The organism is Flavobacterium sp. ov086 (assembly GCF_900187965.1).
Taxonomy (GTDB): domain Bacteria; phylum Bacteroidota; class Bacteroidia; order Flavobacteriales; family Flavobacteriaceae; genus Flavobacterium.
In genome coordinates, this window is the sequence record NZ_FZNL01000017.1 from 116,663 (window position 1) to 136,140 (window position 19,478).

18 protein-coding genes and 1 tRNA gene are annotated in these 19,478 nt (G+C 32.8%); 12 read left to right on the top strand and 7 right to left on the bottom strand.

The window, feature by feature from the left end:
- The first annotated feature begins 87 nt into the window (after positions 1–87).
- The 5 genes from CHB81_RS17970 (at position 88) to truB (ending at position 5,906) form a co-directional block, all read left to right on the top strand.
- Positions 88–2,643, top strand: a complete 2,556-nt coding sequence (locus CHB81_RS17970) for a TonB-dependent receptor (RefSeq protein WP_089353227.1) — start codon at positions 88–90, stop codon at positions 2,641–2,643.
- Positions 2,644–3,064: 421 nt separating this feature from the next.
- Positions 3,065–3,940 (top strand): ABC transporter permease, encoded by an 876-nt coding sequence (locus CHB81_RS17975; protein ID WP_089353228.1) that lies wholly within the window; start codon positions 3,065–3,067, stop codon positions 3,938–3,940.
- A gap of 113 nt (positions 3,941–4,053) precedes the next feature.
- Positions 4,054–4,305 (top strand): DUF3098 domain-containing protein, encoded by a 252-nt coding sequence (locus CHB81_RS17980; protein WP_089353229.1) that lies wholly within the window; start codon positions 4,054–4,056, stop codon positions 4,303–4,305.
- A gap of 108 nt (positions 4,306–4,413) precedes the next feature.
- On the top strand, positions 4,414–5,211 hold the full coding sequence (locus CHB81_RS17985) for an undecaprenyl-diphosphate phosphatase (RefSeq protein WP_089353230.1): 798 nt from the start codon (positions 4,414–4,416) through the stop codon (positions 5,209–5,211).
- A complete protein-coding gene (gene truB, locus CHB81_RS17990) occupies positions 5,211–5,906 on the top strand; it encodes a tRNA pseudouridine(55) synthase TruB (RefSeq protein ID WP_089353231.1) in 696 nt (231 codons plus the stop codon). The genes CHB81_RS17985 and truB overlap by 1 nt, the downstream gene beginning before the upstream one ends.
- Before the next feature lie 379 nt (positions 5,907–6,285).
- Here the strand turns inward: truB and CHB81_RS17995 are convergent, their stop codons facing one another.
- On the bottom strand, positions 6,286–6,903 hold the full coding sequence (locus tag CHB81_RS17995) for a thioredoxin family protein (RefSeq protein ID WP_089353232.1): 618 nt from the start codon (positions 6,901–6,903) through the stop codon (positions 6,286–6,288).
- Positions 6,904–7,094: 191 nt separating this feature from the next.
- Between CHB81_RS17995 and pyrH the strand changes: the two genes are divergently transcribed.
- The 3 genes from pyrH (at position 7,095) to CHB81_RS18010 (ending at position 11,159) form a co-directional block, all read left to right on the top strand.
- Positions 7,095–7,802 (top strand): UMP kinase, encoded by a 708-nt coding sequence (gene pyrH, locus CHB81_RS18000; RefSeq protein WP_026983543.1) that lies wholly within the window; start codon positions 7,095–7,097, stop codon positions 7,800–7,802.
- Between the two features lie 178 nt (positions 7,803–7,980).
- Complete coding sequence (frr, locus tag CHB81_RS18005) at positions 7,981–8,544, top strand: ribosome recycling factor (protein WP_089353233.1); 564 nt, start codon at positions 7,981–7,983, stop codon at positions 8,542–8,544.
- A 119-nt stretch (positions 8,545–8,663) separates the two neighbouring features.
- Positions 8,664–11,159 (top strand): DUF5686 family protein, encoded by a 2,496-nt coding sequence (locus CHB81_RS18010; RefSeq protein ID WP_089353234.1) that lies wholly within the window; start codon positions 8,664–8,666, stop codon positions 11,157–11,159.
- An 85-nt stretch (positions 11,160–11,244) separates the two neighbouring features.
- Here the strand turns inward: CHB81_RS18010 and CHB81_RS18015 are convergent, their stop codons facing one another.
- The 3 genes from CHB81_RS18015 to CHB81_RS18025 form a co-directional block, all read right to left on the bottom strand.
- Positions 11,245–12,726 (bottom strand): serine hydrolase, encoded by a 1,482-nt coding sequence (locus CHB81_RS18015; RefSeq protein ID WP_089353235.1) that lies wholly within the window; start codon positions 12,724–12,726, stop codon positions 11,245–11,247.
- 141 nt (positions 12,727–12,867) lie between these two features.
- Positions 12,868–13,626 carry an AraC family transcriptional regulator gene (locus tag CHB81_RS18020; protein ID WP_254921159.1) on the bottom strand — a complete coding sequence of 253 codons (759 nt, stop codon included), beginning with the start codon at positions 13,624–13,626 and terminating at the stop codon, positions 12,868–12,870.
- Positions 13,627–14,165: 539 nt separating this feature from the next.
- Positions 14,166–14,239, bottom strand: a tRNA-Ala gene (locus CHB81_RS18025).
- Positions 14,240–14,344: 105 nt separating this feature from the next.
- On the opposite strand from CHB81_RS18025, the gene CHB81_RS18030 reads away from it, so the two are divergent.
- The 4 genes from CHB81_RS18030 to CHB81_RS18040 all read left to right on the top strand — a co-directional run bounded on the left by CHB81_RS18030 (position 14,345) and on the right by CHB81_RS18040 (position 16,703).
- Positions 14,345–15,109 carry an enoyl-CoA hydratase/isomerase family protein gene (locus CHB81_RS18030; RefSeq protein ID WP_089353237.1) on the top strand — a complete coding sequence of 255 codons (765 nt, stop codon included), beginning with the start codon at positions 14,345–14,347 and terminating at the stop codon, positions 15,107–15,109.
- 101 nt (positions 15,110–15,210) lie between these two features.
- Positions 15,211–15,387 carry a hypothetical protein gene (locus CHB81_RS26925; protein ID WP_165902285.1) on the top strand — a complete coding sequence of 59 codons (177 nt, stop codon included), beginning with the start codon at positions 15,211–15,213 and terminating at the stop codon, positions 15,385–15,387.
- 31 nt (positions 15,388–15,418) lie between these two features.
- Positions 15,419–15,871 (top strand): 6-carboxytetrahydropterin synthase, encoded by a 453-nt coding sequence (locus CHB81_RS18035; protein ID WP_089353238.1) that lies wholly within the window; start codon positions 15,419–15,421, stop codon positions 15,869–15,871.
- A gap of 88 nt (positions 15,872–15,959) precedes the next feature.
- Positions 15,960–16,703: a UDP-2,3-diacylglucosamine diphosphatase gene (locus CHB81_RS18040; RefSeq protein ID WP_089353239.1), complete on the top strand. Its 744-nt coding sequence runs from the start codon at positions 15,960–15,962 to the stop codon at positions 16,701–16,703.
- On the opposite strand, the gene CHB81_RS18045 is transcribed toward CHB81_RS18040, so the two are convergent.
- The 3 genes from CHB81_RS18045 to CHB81_RS18055 all read right to left on the bottom strand — a co-directional run bounded on the left by CHB81_RS18045 (position 16,704) and on the right by CHB81_RS18055 (position 19,444).
- The gene (locus tag CHB81_RS18045; RefSeq protein ID WP_089353240.1) at positions 16,704–17,915 is read right to left on the bottom strand and encodes a cytochrome c3 family protein; all 1,212 of its coding nucleotides are present in this window, start codon (positions 17,913–17,915) and stop codon (positions 16,704–16,706) included. It lies immediately after the preceding gene.
- 84 nt (positions 17,916–17,999) lie between these two features.
- On the bottom strand, positions 18,000–18,356 hold the full coding sequence (locus tag CHB81_RS18050; protein ID WP_089353241.1) for a hypothetical protein: 357 nt from the start codon (positions 18,354–18,356) through the stop codon (positions 18,000–18,002).
- Between the two features lie 167 nt (positions 18,357–18,523).
- Positions 18,524–19,444: an alpha/beta hydrolase gene (locus CHB81_RS18055; RefSeq protein ID WP_089353242.1), complete on the bottom strand. Its 921-nt coding sequence runs from the start codon at positions 19,442–19,444 to the stop codon at positions 18,524–18,526.
- Positions 19,445–19,478 lie beyond the last annotated feature (34 nt).

The window sequence follows — 19,478 nt, forward strand, 5'->3', positions numbered from 1 at the left end:
TTCCTAAAAAAACAACCAAATAACCAAAACCATTTTTTTTAACTATCAGTATTCATTTTAAAACATACTGAAAATCAAAATCAGATTATGAAATTAAAACTATACTTATTTCTATTTTTTATCAGCCTGAAAAGCTTTTCTCAAATCCAAAAATCCAAAACAACTCAAGACAGTATCAAAGGCGAAGAACTGAACGAAATTGTAGTTACAGCTTCTCGCCGTTCCGAAAACATTATGCGATCTCCGATTAGTATCGAACAATTAAAATCGGCGGAAGCCAAAAAAATGGGTTCACCAAGTATTTATGAAGCGCTTGAAAATGTAAAAGGCGTTCAGATTATAACGCCAAGTTTGGGTTTTAAGGTTATTAACACAAGAGGTTTTGCCAATTCAACCAATGTCCGTTTTGCTCAATTAGTAGACGGAATCGATAATCAGGCGCCTCATCTGGGTGCTTCAATTGCAAATGCGCTTGGTGCGAATGATCTCGACATTGATAAAATCGAAATTATTCCGGGAACTGCTGCCGCTTTATACGGAATGAACGCCATTAATGGTCTGGCAAATATTCAGACTAAAAATCCTTTTGAATATCAAGGCATTAGTATCCAGCAATTGACCGGTGTAAATCACGTTGGAAATAATGATCGCTTTTCGCCGAAATTGTATTCTCAATTTAATTTGCGTATCGCAAAAGCATTCAATGAAAAACTAGCTTTCAAAATAAATGCTTCGACAACCGGAGGAACAGATTGGGTTGCTGATGATCGAACGGATTTGGCTCCAAATGCAAATGCTTCCACAAATTTATTTGGTACAGATAATCCGGCTTACGACGAAGTGAACGGCTACGGAAATGAATCGGCAAATAGAAAAACTTTAAATCTAAATGGTAAAAATTATGTCGTTGCCAGAACAGGGTATCGCGAAACGGATATTTCTGATTATGACATTAAAAATTACAAAGCTGATATTGGTTTTTATTTCCGTCCAAAACAAGGAAATGAGTTAGCCGTAACTTATAAAACAGTATTAATCAATACAATTTATCAGCGTTCAAACAGATTCCGATTAGACAATTATACTTTAAATCAATTTTCGGTTGATTATCACACGCCTATTTTTCAGGTAAAAGCTTATGCAACAACTGAGAATACGGGAGATTCATACAATATGCGTTCCCTTGCCGAAAACATGGATCGGGCTTATAAATCTGATGACAAATGGTTTGCAGATTATTCGACGGCTTACAAAAACGCAATAACAAACGGAGCTTCTGTTGCCGATGCACATAGAATAGCCAGAACTTCATCTGATCAAGGGCGTTTTGAACCAGGAACAGTAGCTTATGAAGAAAAGAAAAATGAATTAGTCAATATCAATAATTGGGATATTGGCGCCGCTTTACGCGTAAAATCGACTTTGGTTCATGGCGAAGGTTTGATCAATTGGGATAAAGCTTTTTCGAGTTTCTTCGAAAAAATTGAAACCAAATTATTAAGCGGTTTTGATTACAGAAACTACATTATTGTTCCTGACGGAAACTATTTTATCAATCCGGTAAATGCTTCTAAAAACTTAACCTATCAAAAACATGGTGCTTTTACACAATTAACGAAAGATTTCTTCAAAAAAAAACTACGGTTGGGCGCTACCATAAGAATGGACAAAGCTGATTATTTTGACACTAAATTCACTCCACAATTTACAGCTGTTTATTCTCCAAAAGAAACTATTAATTTTAGAGCATCATATCAAACCGGTTATCGTTTTCCGAGTATTTTCGAAGGTTTTTCGAATGTAAATTCCGGAGGTGTAAAACGTGTTGGCGGATTAAGAATTATGTCTGATGGCATTTTTGAAAATTCATTTACCAAAGCCTCAATTGATAAATTTCAAGCGCAAGTTAATACTGATGTAAACACAAATGGTTTAACTCAGGCACAAGCTATTGAAAAGAATAAAAACACGATTCAAAAGAATCCATACACGTATTTGGAACCTGAATTTGTAAAATCTTTCGAGTTTGGTTTTAGAGGAATGGCCTTGAACAAAAATCTTTTTATTGATGTTGATTTTTATTACAACTCTTATAAAAACTTTATTGCGCAAGTTGAAGCAAGTATTCCAAATACAACAGATCCAAATAAAATTCCGACAGCTTTATATTCCAAAAGCACTCAAAACAGATATCGACTTTGGACAAATTCCAAAAGTAAAATCTACAATTATGGAGCAAGTTTAGGTTTAAAATATCGAATCGATGAAACTTTTACGGCGCTAACAAATCTTACGTACACAAAACTCGATCGAACTGATGATAAAGATGGTCTTGAAGATGGTTTTAATACTCCTGAATTTAATGTAAACGGAACTTTAATGGCGCAAAATATCTGGCAAAATCTCGGCGCAAGCGCAACGGCGAGATATCAAAACAACTTTGATTATGTTTCTTTCTTAGTCTCAGGAACTGTTCCAGCTTACTGGTCAATGGATGCTCAAGTAAACTATAACTTCAAAAAAACAGGTTTGACAACTAAATTAGGCGGAACCAATATTCTAAACAAACCCTATACTTCAATTCTTGGCGGACCTTCAATTGGCGGATTGTATTATCTGTCGTTGGTTTGGGAAACGAAATAATTTAACCGCAAAGTGCGCTAAGTTTTTATCTATAGTTACGTTCACAAAACGCAAAGTACGCAAAGCTAAATCAACAGAAAACTTTGCCTGCTTTGCGTTTTTATAAAGCCCAGCACTTAAAAAAAACTTGCGCACTTTGCGGTTAAATAAACTCACAAAACAGAAAGTTCGCAAAGCAGAATCAATACAAAGCTTTGCGAACTTTGCGTTTTTACTATACCCGGCATTAAAAAAAACCTTGCGCACTTTGCGGTTAAATAACCCCCGCATTAAAAAAAAAACTTAACGTACTTTGCGGTTAAATAAACTTTTTATTAATTATCTAATCGTATATTTATTGTACGAAAGTTAAAAGTTTGATCGTTATTAACTTTAAATAAAGAAATACTTTATTATTTTTACCACATAATTTAAGCAAACTATGAGTTCTAACTTTGATAAATTTCAAAAGCGCAGGTTAATTTCCTCTTATTTTTCGGTTGTGTTAAGTGTTTTCCTGGTATTATTCCTTTTGGGAGTACTGGGATTATTCATTATCAATTCTAAAAAACTAGCCAATGATTTTAAAGAAAAAATCGCGATGACGGTTTTCTTCAAAAATGAGGCTAATGATAGTGTAATAAAAGCATTCAATACCGAATTGAAAAGGGCGCCTTTCGCAAGATCTTATGCTTATGTTTCTAAAGAAAAAGCAGCAAAAGAACATACAGATATCATTGGTGAAGATTTCTTAACCTTTTTGGGAGAAAATCCATTATTAAACTCTTACGACATTCACTTAAAAGCTGATTATGTTGAGAGAGACAGCATCTCAAAAATCGAAAGCATTTTACGACAAAATACTATGATTGAAGATATTGTTTATGACAAACAATTAGTAAATCTGGTAAATGATAACATCAAAAAAGTAAGTATGTGGATTTTGATTATCAGCGGTTTCCTTGCGGTAATTGCCGTATTATTAATCAACAGTTCATTACGTTTATCCATTCACTCAAACCGTTTTATCATTAAAACCATGCAAATGGTTGGTGCTACAAAATCGTTTATTCGTAAGCCATTTGTAATGCGTAGCGTAAAACTAGGGATGTTAGGTGCCGGATTAGCAATTATTGCTTTAATTGCCCTTTTACTTTATGTTGAATCAAATTTCCCTGGATTAGGAATTTTAGAAGACAAAGCCTTAATAGGATTGGTTTTATTAGCCGTTTTTGGATTAGGAGTTTTGATCACTTGGGTAAGTACACACTTTGCAACACAACGTTTCCTGAATTTAAGAACTGACGATCTTTATTAATTAAAGATTACTCCCGATAGCTATCGGGAGTAGATTTTAGATTTTTAAAATAAACTCATAATAAAGCCTTCTCCCGAAATTTCGGGATCGCTCAGGCTTACAAACTTATAAAAATGAAAAACAACAACAATACAGAACAACCACAAAAACAAGAATTTCTTTTTGATGGTATAAATTACAAAATTCTATTAATTGGAATTGGTGTTATCGCACTTGGGTTTATCCTAATGTCTGGTGGAGGAAGTGATAATCCGAATGTATTTAATGAAGATGTTTTTAGTTTTAGACGTATTCGTTTAGCTCCAACAACTGTTTTAATTGGTTTTGGAATCACGATTTATTCTATTTTCAAAAAATCTAAATAGACTTTTTTTTCAGACTTCTTAGACCTCTTAGATCTTTAGATTATTAGATTAATCTTTACTGAAAATCTAAGAAGTCTAAGAAAGTCTAAAAATCTAACAATCTAATACATGAATACATTACAAGCTATCGTTCTTGCCATTATTGAAGGAATCACAGAATTTTTACCTGTTTCTTCAACTGGTCATATGATTATTGCCTCTTCTTTTTTCGGAATCGCACACGATGATTTTACCAAACTTTTTACAATTGTTATTCAGCTTGGTGCAATACTTTCAGTAGTCGTTTTATATTTTAAACGCTTTTTTCAAACACTTGATTTTTACTTTAAACTTTTAGTTGCATTTATTCCGGCGGTAGTTTTGGGATTATTGCTAAGTGATTTTATTGATGGTTTATTAGAAAATCCGGTTACAGTTGCGATTTCTCTTTTAATAGGAGGAATAATTTTATTGAAAGTAGACGAATGGTTCAACAAACCAAATACAGCAGAAACTTCACAGGAAATCACTTATCTACAAGCTTTCAAAATTGGATTATTCCAATGTATAGCAATGATTCCCGGAGTTTCAAGAAGTGGGGCAAGTATTGTTGGCGGAATGTCTCAGAAATTATCAAGAACAACAGCTGCAGAATTTTCATTTTTCCTTGCTGTTCCAACAATGTTGGGCGCAACGGTAAAAAAATGCTATGATTATTACAAAGCAGGATATGATTTATCTCAAAGTCAGGTTAACTTATTAGTTATTGGTAATATTGTTGCGTTTATTGTAGCACTTTTGGCTATTAAATCTTTTATAGGTTTCCTAACTAAAAATGGTTTTAAAGTTTTTGGTTATTACCGAATAATTGCCGGAATCATTTTATTACTGATTCACTTTTTCATTCATCCCCTTACGATTTTATAATGACAACTGAAGAATATTTAGACGGACAAGTTTTATTGATTGACAAACCTTTAAAATGGAGTTCGTTTCAAGCTGTCAATAAATTAAAATACCTTTTAATTAATAAAGTTGGACTTCCAAAAAAGTTCAAAATTGGTCACGCCGGAACTTTAGATCCCTTGGCAACCGGATTATTATTAGTTTGTACAGGAAAATTTACCAAGAGAATTTCTGAGCTTCAAGGTCAGGCAAAAGAATATACCGGAACTTTTTATATTGGCGCCACTACTCCATCGTATGATTTAGAAACAGAGATCGATGAGACTTTTCCAACGTCTCATATTGATGAAGCTTTGATTCACGAAACAGTGAAACAATTTCTTGGTGAAATCGATCAAAAACCACCTATTTTCTCAGCAATCAAAAAAGACGGCGTTCGTTTATATGAACATGCGCGTGCTGGAGAAACAGTAGAAATTGCAAGCAGAAAAACAACGATTCACGAATTTGAAATTACCCGAATTGCATTACCCGAAATTGATTTTAGAGTAGTTTGCAGCAAAGGAACTTATATTCGCTCATTAGCTTTTGATTTTGGAAAAGCTATGAATTCAGGATCTCACTTAACGGTTTTACGCCGAACTAAAATTGGAGATTACGATGTAACAAATGCAATTGATATTACATTGTTTGAAGAGAGTCTAAATTTGAAATAAAAAACAATAGCACATTACAAAATGAGGCAATAGTATAATGTGCACTTCTAAGTTAAAGTACAGTTATCTCATAGTTGGCCTTTTTGGAATTAATAATGTGGGATATTTTTTCCGCCAAATAGTAAACCTGAAATAAAATCGTAAAACTTGTTAAATAACTTTTTCATGATAGTGTATTTTTTAATTGTTAAAGGATTAAATAAACACCAATAAAAAGAGTAAATCAGAAAGTAGATAATAGAAGTGGGACTATATCAGCAAGTTACAAAATTTCTATGCTACAAAAAAATATTTTAACACATTTTTTACTGTCAAAATACTTATTTTCAGTCAATTGCCCGAAAAACATAGCGTTTCAACGATTTTTTTATTATAAAAATTATAATCGGTTATATTTAATATTCTCCATAATTTCGACTAATTCCTGCTGAACAGAAACTCCTTTATCAGCCAAATACCATAATTGCAAATCGGTTTTGATTTTTTCATCAATAACTCCAAATTCTTTTTTATAGTTCGCCATTAATTCAGTAGCTCCTTTTGGTCTAGGTCCCCAATCAGCACGAACAATTCCTGCTTCTTTGCAAATCACAATAACTTTTGGAATTGCTCTTCCGCCATTCGTTAAGTAGTTATTCATCAAATCATCATTTTGGTCGCGCAAAACAATCCTGAGATCGATCTTTTTATTCGATTCATGCGCCATTTTATCAATGATAGGAAGTATTTGAGCCGCATCGCCGCACCAGCCTTCAGATATTACCAGCCAAATGTAATGATTGTCTAAGTTTTGCAGCTTTGTTGTTACCGTTTCAGAAATCTTGATAGTTTTCTCTAGTCGATTCATTCTGGCTTCATTCAGACTTGTATAATGAGTCAAACTTTCAGATTGTTCATCTCCTGTTGATTTTCCTTCTGACAATAAATCGGTAACTAATTTTCGATATTCCACATAAGAATAACTATGGAATAATGCCTTGGCTACAATACTTTTCATACATGTTTCGTTTTGAATATGCTAAAATTACAAATTAAAAGTAAACGCAAGAATGACATTTATCACATTCAACAGAAATAAATTACAAAAGCTTTATTTCCTTAAAAAAGAAAGAGCAATTAATTTTTTGTAAACATTATTTTTAAAAATCAGAATATGTCTATATTTGCACAAATTAACGCAACACAAACATGAAATATAAAAGAATTCTTCTAAAACTTAGCGGCGAAGCCTTAATGGGTGATTTACAATACGGAATTGACCCTAAAAGATTAGCCGAATATGCTGAAGAAATTAAGCAAATTCACAGTAAAGGAGTAGAAATTGCTATTGTTATTGGAGGAGGAAATATTTTTAGAGGCGTTGCTGGTGCAAGCGCAGGTATGGATAGAGTACAAGGCGATTATATGGGAATGCTTGCAACCGTAATTAACGGAATGGCTTTACAAGGTGCACTTGAAGACAAAGGAATGAAAACGCGTTTACAGACTGCTTTAAAAATGGAATCTATCGCAGAACCATACATCAAAAGAAGAGCAGATCGTCACCTTGAAAAAGGAAGAATTGTAATCTTTGGTGCCGGAACCGGAAATCCATATTTCACAACTGATACTGCAGCGGTTTTAAGAGGAATCGAAATCAATGCTGATGTGATCCTAAAAGGAACTCGCGTTGACGGAGTTTATGATTGTGATCCTGAGAAAAATGCTTCGGCGGTAAAATTCGATTTCATTTCGTTTGACGATGTTCTTAAAAAAGGACTTAACGTAATGGATACAACTGCTTTTACACTTAGTCAGGAAAATAAATTACCAATCGTTGTTTTTGATATGAACAAAATTGGTAACCTTTTGAAAATCTGCGAAGGCGAAAACATAGGAACAGTAGTCAATATTTAGACTACTTAGATTACCAGATTTTTAGATCCGATAGCTATCGGGATAGATTTCTTTAAATTTAGACAATCGTTTAAAAACAATATTCAAAAAATAAAATTATATTAGTTAGTAAATTAGAGGAATACATTTTTAGAAATCTAAAAATGTATTCTCTGAAAATCTAAAAATCTAAAAAAAAATGACTGAAGAAATAGAATTTATATTAGATAGTACAGAAGAATCAATGAACGGTTCGATTGCGCATTTAGAGAAAGAATTTCTTAACATTCGTGCAGGAAAAGCTTCTCCGGCAATGCTTGGAAGCGTTTTTGTAGATTATTACGGTTCAGCAACACCACTTTCGCAAGTATCAAAAATTAGTGTTCCCGATGCCAGAACAATCACATTGCAGCCTTTTGAAAAAAACATGCTTCAAGTTATCGAAAAAGCAATTATGGTTGCAAACATTGGTTTTAACCCAATGAATAATGGTGATGTAATCATTATTAGTGTTCCGCCTTTGACAGAAGAGCGTCGTAGAGATCTTGCTAAACAAGCAAAATCTGAGGCCGAAGATGCGAAAATTGGTGTTCGTAACGTACGTAAAGATGCTAATACTGATATCAAAAAATTAGAAAAAGAAGGAACTTCAGAAGATATTTGTAAATCTGCAGAAGAGCAAGTGCAAAATCTAACAAATACTTATATTAAAAAAATTGACGAATTGTTAGCAGCTAAAGAAGCTGAAATCATGAAAGTCTAATTTTTTAAACAATAAATTAAGAATCCGTTTGGTTAAAATTGTGCCAGACGGATTTTTTTATTCTTATTTTTGCATACCAAAAGTACATTGTTTTCGTTTTTGAAACTATAACCCTCTTTATGAAGCTATTTTGTTTTTTGACTTTGTTCTTCACGCTTAGTATTCAGGCGCAATTTCAAATAAACGGAATCGTAACAGATTCAAACAACAAGCCTCTTCCTTTTGCAACTATTACAACTTCAGACAATACCAATACTATTACAGATGTTGACGGAAAGTTTGATTTTAGAATAACCGAAAAAACAAGCTCTTTTGCTATTTCATACATTGGTTTTCAGACTAAAATTATTGCCGTTACAGAAAATAAAAAATTCTATTCTGTTTCACTTTCTCAAAAAACAGATGATTTAAAAGAAGTCGTCGTTTCTAACGAAAATCCCGCTTTGACTATCATAAAAAAGGTTATTGCTAATAAAAACCAAAACAATCCTCAAAAAAGACTCAACAGTTTTGAGTACAAAACATACAACAAACTTATTGTAACTGCCAATCCTGATTCTATCGACGGTAGAATTGATTCTTCTGCAGCTTATAAAGATTTCAATAAAAAAAAGATCAATATTGATTCATCAGATTATAAGTTTAAAGAAATTATAAACAAACAGCATTTGTTTCAAACGGAGAAAGTTTCTCAATATCAATTTGGAGATCATACACTCAAAGAAACTGTTCTGGGTACCAAAATGTCAGGTTTCAAACAACCTATTTATGAGATTATAGCATTCAATTTGCAATCTATTTCGATTTATGGCTCAAGATATGAATTGTTCGAAACCAAATATGAAAACCCAATCTCAAACGGAGCGCCTTCAAATTACAACTACAAATTATTGGATACTGTAAACATAAAAGGACGCGAAACTTATATGATTTACTTTAAAAACAAACAAAAAAGAAAATCATCCGGTTTAGAAGGTGTTTTATATATCGATCAGGAAAATTTTGCTGTCGCCAAAGCGGTAATGCGAATAAAAGGCGTTTTGGACATTAGCGGAATTCATGAATTTGAATATGTTCCGAGTGAGAAAATATGGTTTCAGAGCAACACTACTTTCAAGATTGTAAAAGGGAAAAACGACGACGACATTAAGATTTTAGGCGGAACAATTCAGTTTGACGGAGATGTTAAAGATAATTTTGAACCGAGAAAAAAATCGGCTTCTGATTTTACTTATTTACTTTCAGAAAGTAACAACTTTGATATTCATTACAACACAACTGCTCCAATAAAAAATCCATCTCTTTATATTGAAATTAAAGACGACGCAAGCAAAAAACCCGAAGAATTCTGGAATACCTACAGAAAAGAAAGTTTGGACCTGAAAAGCCAAAAAACGTACTTATTAATAGACAGTCTTTCTGTTAAAAAAAGAATTGAAAAGCGTTTGGGTCTCGGGCGAAAAATTATCAATGGCTACTTCCCAATAGGGCCTGTTGATTTGGACTTGAAAAAAATCATCAGCTACAATAATTATGAGGGTTTTCGTCTTGGTTTGGGTGGAATCACAAATGATCGTTTTTCTAAAAGCTTTAGAATCGAAGGATATTCTGCTTACGGAACCAAAGATGGCGAAGTTAAATACAGTATCGGCTCAGGCGTTTTGCTCGACAAAAGCACCAATACCTGGCTAAATGGATCTTATACAGATGATGTTCGGGAGATTGCGAGTACTGTTTTTGCAGTAGATAAGCGTGTCTTTAAAATTTATGATCCACGACCAATCAACATTAGCACTTTCTACAAATACATTAGCTGGAAAGCCAATGTTCAGACCAAGATTATTCCCAAAACTGAAGCTATTTTTGAATTAGCCCGAACCTATGTGGAGCCCAAATTCGATTATCTTTTCAATTACAACGGACAATTATATTCGAGTTACATCATGACTACGGCAATGCTTTCGATTGTTTGGGCACCTTTTAGTGATTTCATGCAAACGCCAACCGGAAGAAATGAATCTGAAAAAAGATTTCCAAGATTTACTTTTCAATACACACAATCGTTACCAAATGTTTTAGAAAACGACTTTACTTTTGGTAAAATAGATTTCAAAACTGAGTACGAAAAAAAATATCTAAACGGTCAAAAAACCAGTTTACTCCTTCAGGGAGGTTACGCAATCGGCGATGTTCCAATTACGCACTTGTATAACACAATGCCTAATAATCTAACAAAAGAAACAGTTGTACAACGTATTACTTTTGCCGGTAGAAACAGTTTTGAAACCATGTATTTTAATGAGTTCTTCTCAAGTCAATATATATTTTTCCAAATAAAACACGGTTTTGACCGAATTACAATCTTCAAAAAAGTACGCCCATCATTGGTACTTGTAACCAGAATGGCGTGGGGAAATATGGAAAACCCGGAACAGCATGTTGGTCCAACTTACAAAACACTGGACAAAGGTTTCTTTGAATCCGGAATTGAACTAAACAAGATTTTTAAAGGTTTTGGTCTTGGCGGATTTTATCGTTATGGCCCAAATCAGTTGTTGAAATTCGAAGATAATATTGCGGTTAAGATATCTTATGTTCTTGATTTAGGATTGTAGTCAAATATTATAAAAGCTATTTTCTTTTCGCTTCAACGGATTAAAATCCATCATTCGCAATCGGAATCCAATTTTAAGAATCTCGTTACCTTTTAGCAATATCTCCTTTAAGCTTTAATTTACCTTCAGCAGTCATATCACCTCTTATCAGCACTACTGAACTCAATTTTCCGTCCTTAAAATCGAACTTTAACAAGTTTGGATAATCTATAATTTTAAATAATCCATTTTTAAGATACACTAACTCAGCATCATTTTTCCCTTTAAAATGTTCTACAAGTGGAGATTCAACATACAGACGATTATTTTTTTCTACGATTTTGGTTTCCATATTCTGTCCATAAAGAAAATCATCATAAGTTCCAATTAGTTTTTCTTTTAGGCTTGAAGGCATTTCCTGAGTTTCTTCATTAGAAGCTTTATTGTCCCAGCCCATTAATGTCAGGATCTTTCTTTGAGTTTGTGCCATTACAGGAAAACGATTTGGTTTTTCGCCATTGGCCAGAAACACAAAGCCGTTTCCATCTTTCATAGTAGCAAAAACACTACCTCCAACTCCTGTATTTGAACCGTTACATACAAACCACTCATAATTATTATAACCAAAAGACTTTTGCCATCCATAACTCCAGCCGCCAACAGCATCTTTTAAAGCGCTTACTTCTGTTACTTTTTTTGCAACATTATTAGAAATCACTTTATTGTTTTTATTGCGTAAGGCATTCTGCATCTCAATAGCTAATTTAGCTAAATCTGTTGGTGTAGACCACATTCCTGATGCTCCAACTTGTGGTGTGATTGGCAAACCAGTTCTAATAATCTTTTCATTTTCATCGTGAACAAGAGCTACATTTGTTGGAAACCCTTTTTCATTAGGTTGTATCATTGTTGTGTTTTTTAGCCCAAGAGGTGAAAAAATATATGCTGCAGCAAGTTCTCTGATAGATTTACTAAAAGTATCTTCTAATGCCATTTGGACAATTACATAACCACCACCGCTATATTCCCAACTTGTTCCCGGCGTAAACAAGAATTCAATTTCTTTATCATATCTTGGAATCTTTCCTAAAAGACTTTGTTTTATTGTCGGGATTGTATCACCTTCATAATAATCTGCAAATCCACCTTGAGTTGTACCAGCAGTATGATTGAGAAATTGTCTCCAGGTTGGGCTGTTATTTTCAGTAAACTTACTCTTTGGCAAGTGCCAGCGTTTTAGATAACCATCTATAGGAGCGTCTAAATTGAGCAATCCTTTCTCTTCAAGCATAAAACAAAGAAGCGCTGTAATTGGTTTTGAAATTGAAGCGGTAGAAAAAGCGGTATTTTTATCTATTTTCTCTTTTGAATTTGCTGATTTAACACCAAATTGTTTTGAATAAACTATCTCGTAATTTTCGAAAACAACAACACTAAATCCCGCAAGTTTATATTTTTCAAGTTGTTTATCAATATTTAAACTGTCCGTAAGAAAACTATAATCTCTTTCTTTTGATATTACTTTTTTGTTTGTTTGACCGCTTGCAATTGTTACTACAAGAAGCAGTAGGTAGATAATATTTCTCATTGTATCGTAATTTTTAAGGTTAAAAATTTATTTCGATACAAAGATGCGGGAGAAATAAAACCTGTGTGACCGAATAAAAACACTCGAACGCATTTGTTTTAAAAAATAAGTACGAATAATTAAAACTACGCGTACTAGTAATTACAAAGCATTAAATGACAAGTTTTTACGATATTCAGTTGGTGTATTACTGGTGTGTTTCTTAAAAGCCGTATTAAAAGAAGATTTAGAATTAAAACCAACTTCATATAGAATTTCCAGAATAGTCATCTTACTTTTAGTACTATCTTTTAAAATTTCCATAGCTTCCTCAATGCGATAAGTATTCACGAAATCATAAAAATGCTGTTCTAATTTATGATTAATTAAAAGAGATAAATCGCGAACTGGAATTTCAATAGTTGCGGAAACATCCTGAATCGTTAAAGAAGGATTTAGAAATGGCTTTTCTTCAACCATATATTGCTTCAATTTCAATAACTCTTCGTTATACTCTTTTTCATTTGTGACTAATTCTCCATTATTTTTTTCTTCAGAAATTAAATCTTTTACAAGTTTTAATTTTGAATCAATATTTCTAAATATACCAGGATTGCTTAATGCCTTAAACAAATACCAACAAATAATAAACAACTGAAACACCAAAAGCCCAATTTTTATCAATTCTGAGATGTACAGATAATCCGAAAATTTAAAAATGTTTTTTAAAATAGCAAGCAAATACAAAACAGTCAGTACAATCGTGAACTGAAATAACCAATTGTAAGATTCAATGCTTGTTGTACCTGCATTATTTTCAAGATATAGCTTTTTGGCCTTTCTTAATACCACAAAAACAGCAATAATATATACAATTAGCTGAACATGTATAAGGATATGATTGAACTGTATTTCAATCATACTTTGATAGTTTTTGATAAAATTAATTTTAGAGGCAAAATCCACTATATAAAAGCGAGGTAATAAAACCAGATTCGCAATTAAAAATGGAACCAGATGTATTAGATATTTGGGTTTAAGTTTAAAATCTGAATAACAAACAGATAATACATATAGATAAAAAACAGGAATCTGCAAGAAAGCGGATAAAGCCCTTAACATCCCGAAATTTGATGGTCCATCAACGATTAAGTCAAATATAGTTTGACTGGTATCTATTGCAGTTAAAATTAAAAAAACAGCAAAAAGGGAATTACTTGTCTTATGCTTTGTTTTGATTGTAAGTAGAAAAAAAGCAAGAAATAAAGAAATGAATAACGAGATTACAGTCACAATAATTAATAAATTAATCTTATCATTCATTATCTTCTATTGGTATTATTAGGGTTTATATTTTTTTTAGTCTATTCAAAAATAGTAAAATTTTTATGTCATACAATTAATTCAATTAGGCACAAAAAAAGTCTATAAATCAAGATTTATAGACTTAAAAATATTTGTGGAGAATACCGGATTCGAACCGGTCACCTCTTGCCTGCCAGGCAAGCACTCTAGCCAAATGAGCTAATCCCCCAAAGCGTTAGCAAATAAAGTCAATTAATTCTCAAAAAACAAATTTCAAATCGCTTCGACTGAAAATATTTTCCAAAACCGTAACTTTACGATCAAATCTATTTTTATGAGTTCAGAAAATCAAAACGGTTCTTTACAAACCACTTTAAATAATGCTATTGCAACAGTACAATTCGGTCATCCGGCAAGCAATTCTTTTCCACGTGAATTATTAAATCGTTTAACTGCCCAAATCAATTTATTAAACCAAAATAAAACAATCTCAGTTATTGTTTTACAAAGCGAAGGCTCGAAAGTTTTTTGTTCTGGTGCTTCTTTTGACGAACTTCTGGCTGTAAAAAATGAAGAACAAGGAAAGGAGTTTTTCTCCGGATTTGCTCATTTATTAAACGCTATGCGCACTTGCTCTAAAATTATTGTTGGTCGAGTTCAGGGCAAGGCTGTTGGCGGCGGCGTTGGTATTATTTCAGCATGCGATTATGTTTTAGCCACACCCGAAAGCGCTATAAAATTATCCGAACTTGCTATTGGGATTGGTCCTTTTGTGATTGAACCCGCAGTTACCCGAAAAATTGGAAAAACAGCAATGGCCGAAATGACGCTCGCAGCACACGAATGGAAATCGGCAAACTGGGCACTTCAAAACGGACTTTATGCATCGCTTCATAATGCCGACGAATTGGATATTGCAGTTAAAAATTTCGCAGAAAAACTAAGTTTATATAATCCGGAAGCCTTATTCGAAATGAAAAAAATTATCTGGGAAGGAACAGAACATTGGGAATTCCTTCTTATTGAACGTGCCGCAATTACCGGAAAATTAGTTTTATCAGATTTCAGCAGAAATGCTTTGACTCAATTTAAGAAGTAAAAAAAGAAATTCCAAATTCCAATATAACTCCATTTCCAGTTGGAATTTGGAATTTATTATTCATACCAATATTACTATATATCAATTAAAATTTCAATAAAATGTATATTATTTCATTATTCCAAAAAGTCGATGTTGCAGAGAAACTTAAGACAGCTCCGGACAGCAGTTATCAAATTGGAGTTTTGATTGGATCATTTCTTCCATTTGTGATTTTAGTAGGAATTGCTTACTGGATGTATAACCGTGCTAAAAAAAGAGATAAAAACGGTTATTAATTCGTAAATTTGCAACCTAAAATTCAAATCGATGAGTAATATCAGAATTACAAAACAATTTAGTTTCGAAACCGGTCATGCTTTATATGGCTATGACGGAAAATGCAAAAACGTTCACGGCCACAGTTATAAATTGTCGGTTACCGTTATTGGTTCGCCAATTACAGATCGATCAAATGTAAAATTCGGAATGGTAATTGATTTTTCGGATCTAAAGAAAATTGTAAAAGAAGAAATCGTTGATCAGTTTGATCACGCAACGGTTTTTAACGAAACAACTCCACATGTCGAATTGGCAAATGAATTAAAAAATCGTGGTCATCACGTAATTTTAGTTGATTACCAGCCAACAAGCGAAAACATGGTTGTAGATTTTGCCGATAGAATCATTGCACGTTTACCTTCTGAAATCTCTCTTTTCTCACTAAAACTTCAAGAAACAGAATCGTCGTTTGCCGAATGGTATGCTTCTGATAATTTGTAAATAGAAAAAAGAAAATTCCAATCCTTCTCCCGAAGTCTCGGGGCGCTCAGGATGACATACAACCAAATCTAACAATCTAATAATCTAAATGAAAAAAGTATATTTCGCTTCTGACCAGCATTTTGGAGCTCCAACTCCTGAATTGAGTTTGCCTCGCGAACAAAAATTTGTGGCTTGGCTAGATGTCGTAAAACAAGATGCAGAAGCTATTTTTTTATTAGGCGATTTATTTGATTTTTGGTTCGAATACAAAACAGTTGTTCCAAAGGGTTTTGTACGCGTTTTAGGCAAATTAGCCGAAATTCGCGATAGCGGAATTCCGATTTACTTTTTTGTCGGAAACCATGATTTATGGATGAATGACTACTTTCAAACTGAATTAAATATTCCCGTTTATCATGATAATAAAGAGTTTACATTCAACGGAAAAACTTTTTTAATTGGTCATGGCGACGGAAAAGGTCCTGGCGACAAAGGTTATAAAAGAATGAAAAAGGTATTTACAAATCCGTTTTCAAAATGGCTTTTCCGTTGGTTACATCCTGATGTTGGCGTGAGTTTAGCCCAGTATTTATCAGTAAAAAACAAATTAATTTCAGGCGACGAAGATGTAAAATTTCTGGGTGAAGAAAACGAATGGTTGGTTTTGTATGCCAAACGTAAACTCGAAACCAAACATTATAATTATTTCATATTCGGACATCGTCACTTACCAATGATTATTCCTGTGGGAGAAGAATCAAAATATGTAAATCTGGGCGACTGGATCGGGTATTTTACCTACGGTGTTTTTGATGGTGAAACGTTTGAACTTCAAAAATTCGAATCATAATTATTTTTGATTCGCAGGATAAATTCCAATCTTGTGCGTTCTCAAAATATAATTCGACAATTGTTTACTATTAGAAAGCTGAAATTTAATCGCTCCGGATGATTTTTTCGGCATATGACATTCTACACAATTATTAGCCAATAAGCTTCCTGACGTCATTTTTAGAGTCTTTTCATTGTGTTTTAACCCCTGATGACAACTCATACAAATTTTGGAATATGAAGTGATATTTTTAGAAGCATTTTCGTGCGGATTATGACATGTAATACAATCCATTTTTTCGCTTTTAATGAAACATTTGCTTTGCGACATTAGACGAAATTGATTTCCATGCACATCAAATTTAGCCGTATCCGTTATACTTCTTGTATCTCTGTAAAATTCAGATAAATTATTTCCGGGCTTAAAATCAAAACGAGATTTCATTTTCATATCGTCATTTCCTGCATGACAAAGTGCACAAGCATCAAGTTTCTGTTGTCGATTTAATGTTTTATAACTTGTGATGCTATTTGCAATTTTTACGTTTGGATTTTTAAGATGAAATTGAACGTGATCTTTTGCTGGTCCATGGCAACGCTCACAATCAATCCCGTAAACAATCGTTTTAGGATCAATAATATCTTCAACATCCATAGACATAAAGTTTTTTTCTGTTGATTTCTGCCCCACACTTCTACTACTAATATTTGAAGCATGGCAGGAATAACAATCCTTCATCACCATTCGGTCAAAATAAGGTTTATCAGCCGGAAATCCGGGACTTGTAGCCCAACCATTTATAGCCTTATAATAAGAAACCGGTAATTCGTAGGTATTCTTTTCACGCCAGTAAACCGAAGTTTGAGCATGTTTAGCCCCAAAAACAATCTCAAAACGATGCGCCTCAACTTCTTTTCCGTTTTTATATAAAACCTGATAAAGACTATCATTGCGTTGTTCCATGACCAATTTGGTATTTTTATCATAGATAAAAACGTGACCCTTTTTATCAAAATTACCCAAAACATTGCCTAAGATCGCTGGAGCAGTTGCTTTAAAATGAGAACTTTGCAAAGCCATATCATATTGTGTTTTATGACATTGAATACAACTTTCTGAACCCGCATAATCAGTTCCGCGAGGATCAATATATTCATCAGATTTGTTTGTGCAGTTTGTTAAGAAAACCGCCAAAACAACAATGGCAAAAAGAATGCGTGATTTTTTCATTACCGTAAATATACTTTTTTTTGAATAAAATCAAAATATATTTACGGCAATGAAAAATTGTTGTTAAAATATTTAGAATACTTCTTAATTTAAGCCAACTCCATAAATATACTCATCTAAGTCAATTCGAAATAAAGAACCTTCAACTAAATCTTTAATCGATTTTAATTCCGTCATTGAAACAGCTAAATCTATAGAAGCACAAGGAGTTTTCAATAAGAATTTATGACACGAGTATTTCAATTCACAAGCTTCACAACAAGCATTTTCGATCATACTATCTTCGATTAAATCGCAAAAATGATTTAATTCCTGTACTGTAAAATAAAAGCCGGTTTCCTTAAATACCAACTGTACTTTGTCTAATATAGTTGCGTTTTCCTTTTTCCAATAAAAGGCAATTCCGAAGTTGTTATGATATATTTGCTCTATTTCTCTCATCGTAAATCATTTTATTCCAACAAATATAAATATTATTTATATTAATTCTAAATAAAAAATTCATAAAATATTGCAAAAAAATAATTTACCATATAACTAATCTAAGTTCATGTTAGACTACGCAATTAGTATTAAATGAACTTATATAACTTATATCGTGAACCCGTTTAATTCAGCCATTTCTTTACATTGGATAGAAATTCATTTTGCTGGTCTACAAACAAATAATGCGAGCAATTGTTTAATAAAGCAAAATGGTTTTCGCCAACTAAACTTTTAATAGACTTGATTTGTGCAGTCGAAAAAATGCCGTCTTCTTTGCCATAAATAGCAAAAATGGAAACTCTTTTTGCTTTTATTTTATTTAAAGCAGGTCTGCTGTCAATATTGTTTTGTTTTTCATTTTTATAGAAAAGCAATGGAGCGCTTTTATTTCTAATATTCGTTTTATAAAATTCGCTCACTTCATAATCTGCATAGAGCTTTTTTGATGCTTCAGTTGGATTTGGCATTTTGAAATAACCATTTTCACCAGCCAAATCATAACAAGCTTTTCTATATTCAGCTGAATTTTTATCTAATTTTTCAATAGAACTTATTTTCTTAAGTTCTTCAGGATTTAGATTCTTAGTATATTTCTTAGTCAGGGAATTTAAAATATGATCGTACGTTTCCTGTTGCGAAAACAAAGCACCCGCCAAAACAAGTGCACTTACATTCTGCGAATATTTTTCGGTATAAAGAGTTGCTACCAAACCACCAAAACTATGACTCAAAAGTATCGCTTTACTTAAATGATACTCTTTATAAATTGCATTTAAATCCTGAAAAGCTTCCTGATACGTAAATTTTGCTTCCGGATCTGTAGATCTTCCCTCGCCTCTTCTATCATAAACAATGACATAAAATCCAAGATCAGCCAATTTTTGAGCCGTGGTGCTTTCAAACAAAGTTGAATTTCCACTTGGACCGCCATGAATAAAAATGACAGCTTTGTCTTTTTCGTTTCCGTATGTTTTAATGTATAGATTTTGTCCGTTTCCAAAAAAGGATATTATAAAAAAGAAAGGCAATAATATTTTTTTCATTATTCAGTATTTAGATATTGACTTTTAAAAACAG

Bases quoted from the DNA above. Each gene is read 5' to 3' on its own strand.
- CHB81_RS17970 (WP_089353227.1), top strand. From the start codon at position 88: ATGAAATTAAAACTATACTTATTTCTATTTTTTATCAGCCTGAAAAGC.
- CHB81_RS17975 (WP_089353228.1), top strand. From the start codon at position 3,065: ATGAGTTCTAACTTTGATAAATTTCAAAAGCGCAGGTTAATTTCCTCT.
- CHB81_RS17980 (WP_089353229.1), top strand. From the start codon at position 4,054: ATGAAAAACAACAACAATACAGAACAACCACAAAAACAAGAATTTCTT.
- CHB81_RS17985 (WP_089353230.1), top strand. From the start codon at position 4,414: ATGAATACATTACAAGCTATCGTTCTTGCCATTATTGAAGGAATCACA.
- truB (WP_089353231.1), top strand. From the start codon at position 5,211: ATGACAACTGAAGAATATTTAGACGGACAAGTTTTATTGATTGACAAA.
- CHB81_RS17995 (WP_089353232.1), bottom strand. From the start codon at position 6,903: ATGAAAAGTATTGTAGCCAAGGCATTATTCCATAGTTATTCTTATGTG.
- pyrH (WP_026983543.1), top strand. From the start codon at position 7,095: ATGAAATATAAAAGAATTCTTCTAAAACTTAGCGGCGAAGCCTTAATG.
- frr (WP_089353233.1), top strand. From the start codon at position 7,981: ATGACTGAAGAAATAGAATTTATATTAGATAGTACAGAAGAATCAATG.
- CHB81_RS18010 (WP_089353234.1), top strand. From the start codon at position 8,664: ATGAAGCTATTTTGTTTTTTGACTTTGTTCTTCACGCTTAGTATTCAG.
- CHB81_RS18015 (WP_089353235.1), bottom strand. From the start codon at position 12,726: ATGAGAAATATTATCTACCTACTGCTTCTTGTAGTAACAATTGCAAGC.
- CHB81_RS18020 (WP_254921159.1), bottom strand. From the start codon at position 13,626: ATGATTGAAATACAGTTCAATCATATCCTTATACATGTTCAGCTAATT.
- CHB81_RS18030 (WP_089353237.1), top strand. From the start codon at position 14,345: ATGAGTTCAGAAAATCAAAACGGTTCTTTACAAACCACTTTAAATAAT.
- CHB81_RS26925 (WP_165902285.1), top strand. From the start codon at position 15,211: ATGTATATTATTTCATTATTCCAAAAAGTCGATGTTGCAGAGAAACTT.
- CHB81_RS18035 (WP_089353238.1), top strand. From the start codon at position 15,419: ATGAGTAATATCAGAATTACAAAACAATTTAGTTTCGAAACCGGTCAT.
- CHB81_RS18040 (WP_089353239.1), top strand. From the start codon at position 15,960: ATGAAAAAAGTATATTTCGCTTCTGACCAGCATTTTGGAGCTCCAACT.
- CHB81_RS18045 (WP_089353240.1), bottom strand. From the start codon at position 17,915: ATGAAAAAATCACGCATTCTTTTTGCCATTGTTGTTTTGGCGGTTTTC.
- CHB81_RS18050 (WP_089353241.1), bottom strand. From the start codon at position 18,356: ATGAGAGAAATAGAGCAAATATATCATAACAACTTCGGAATTGCCTTT.
- CHB81_RS18055 (WP_089353242.1), bottom strand. From the start codon at position 19,444: ATGAAAAAAATATTATTGCCTTTCTTTTTTATAATATCCTTTTTTGGA.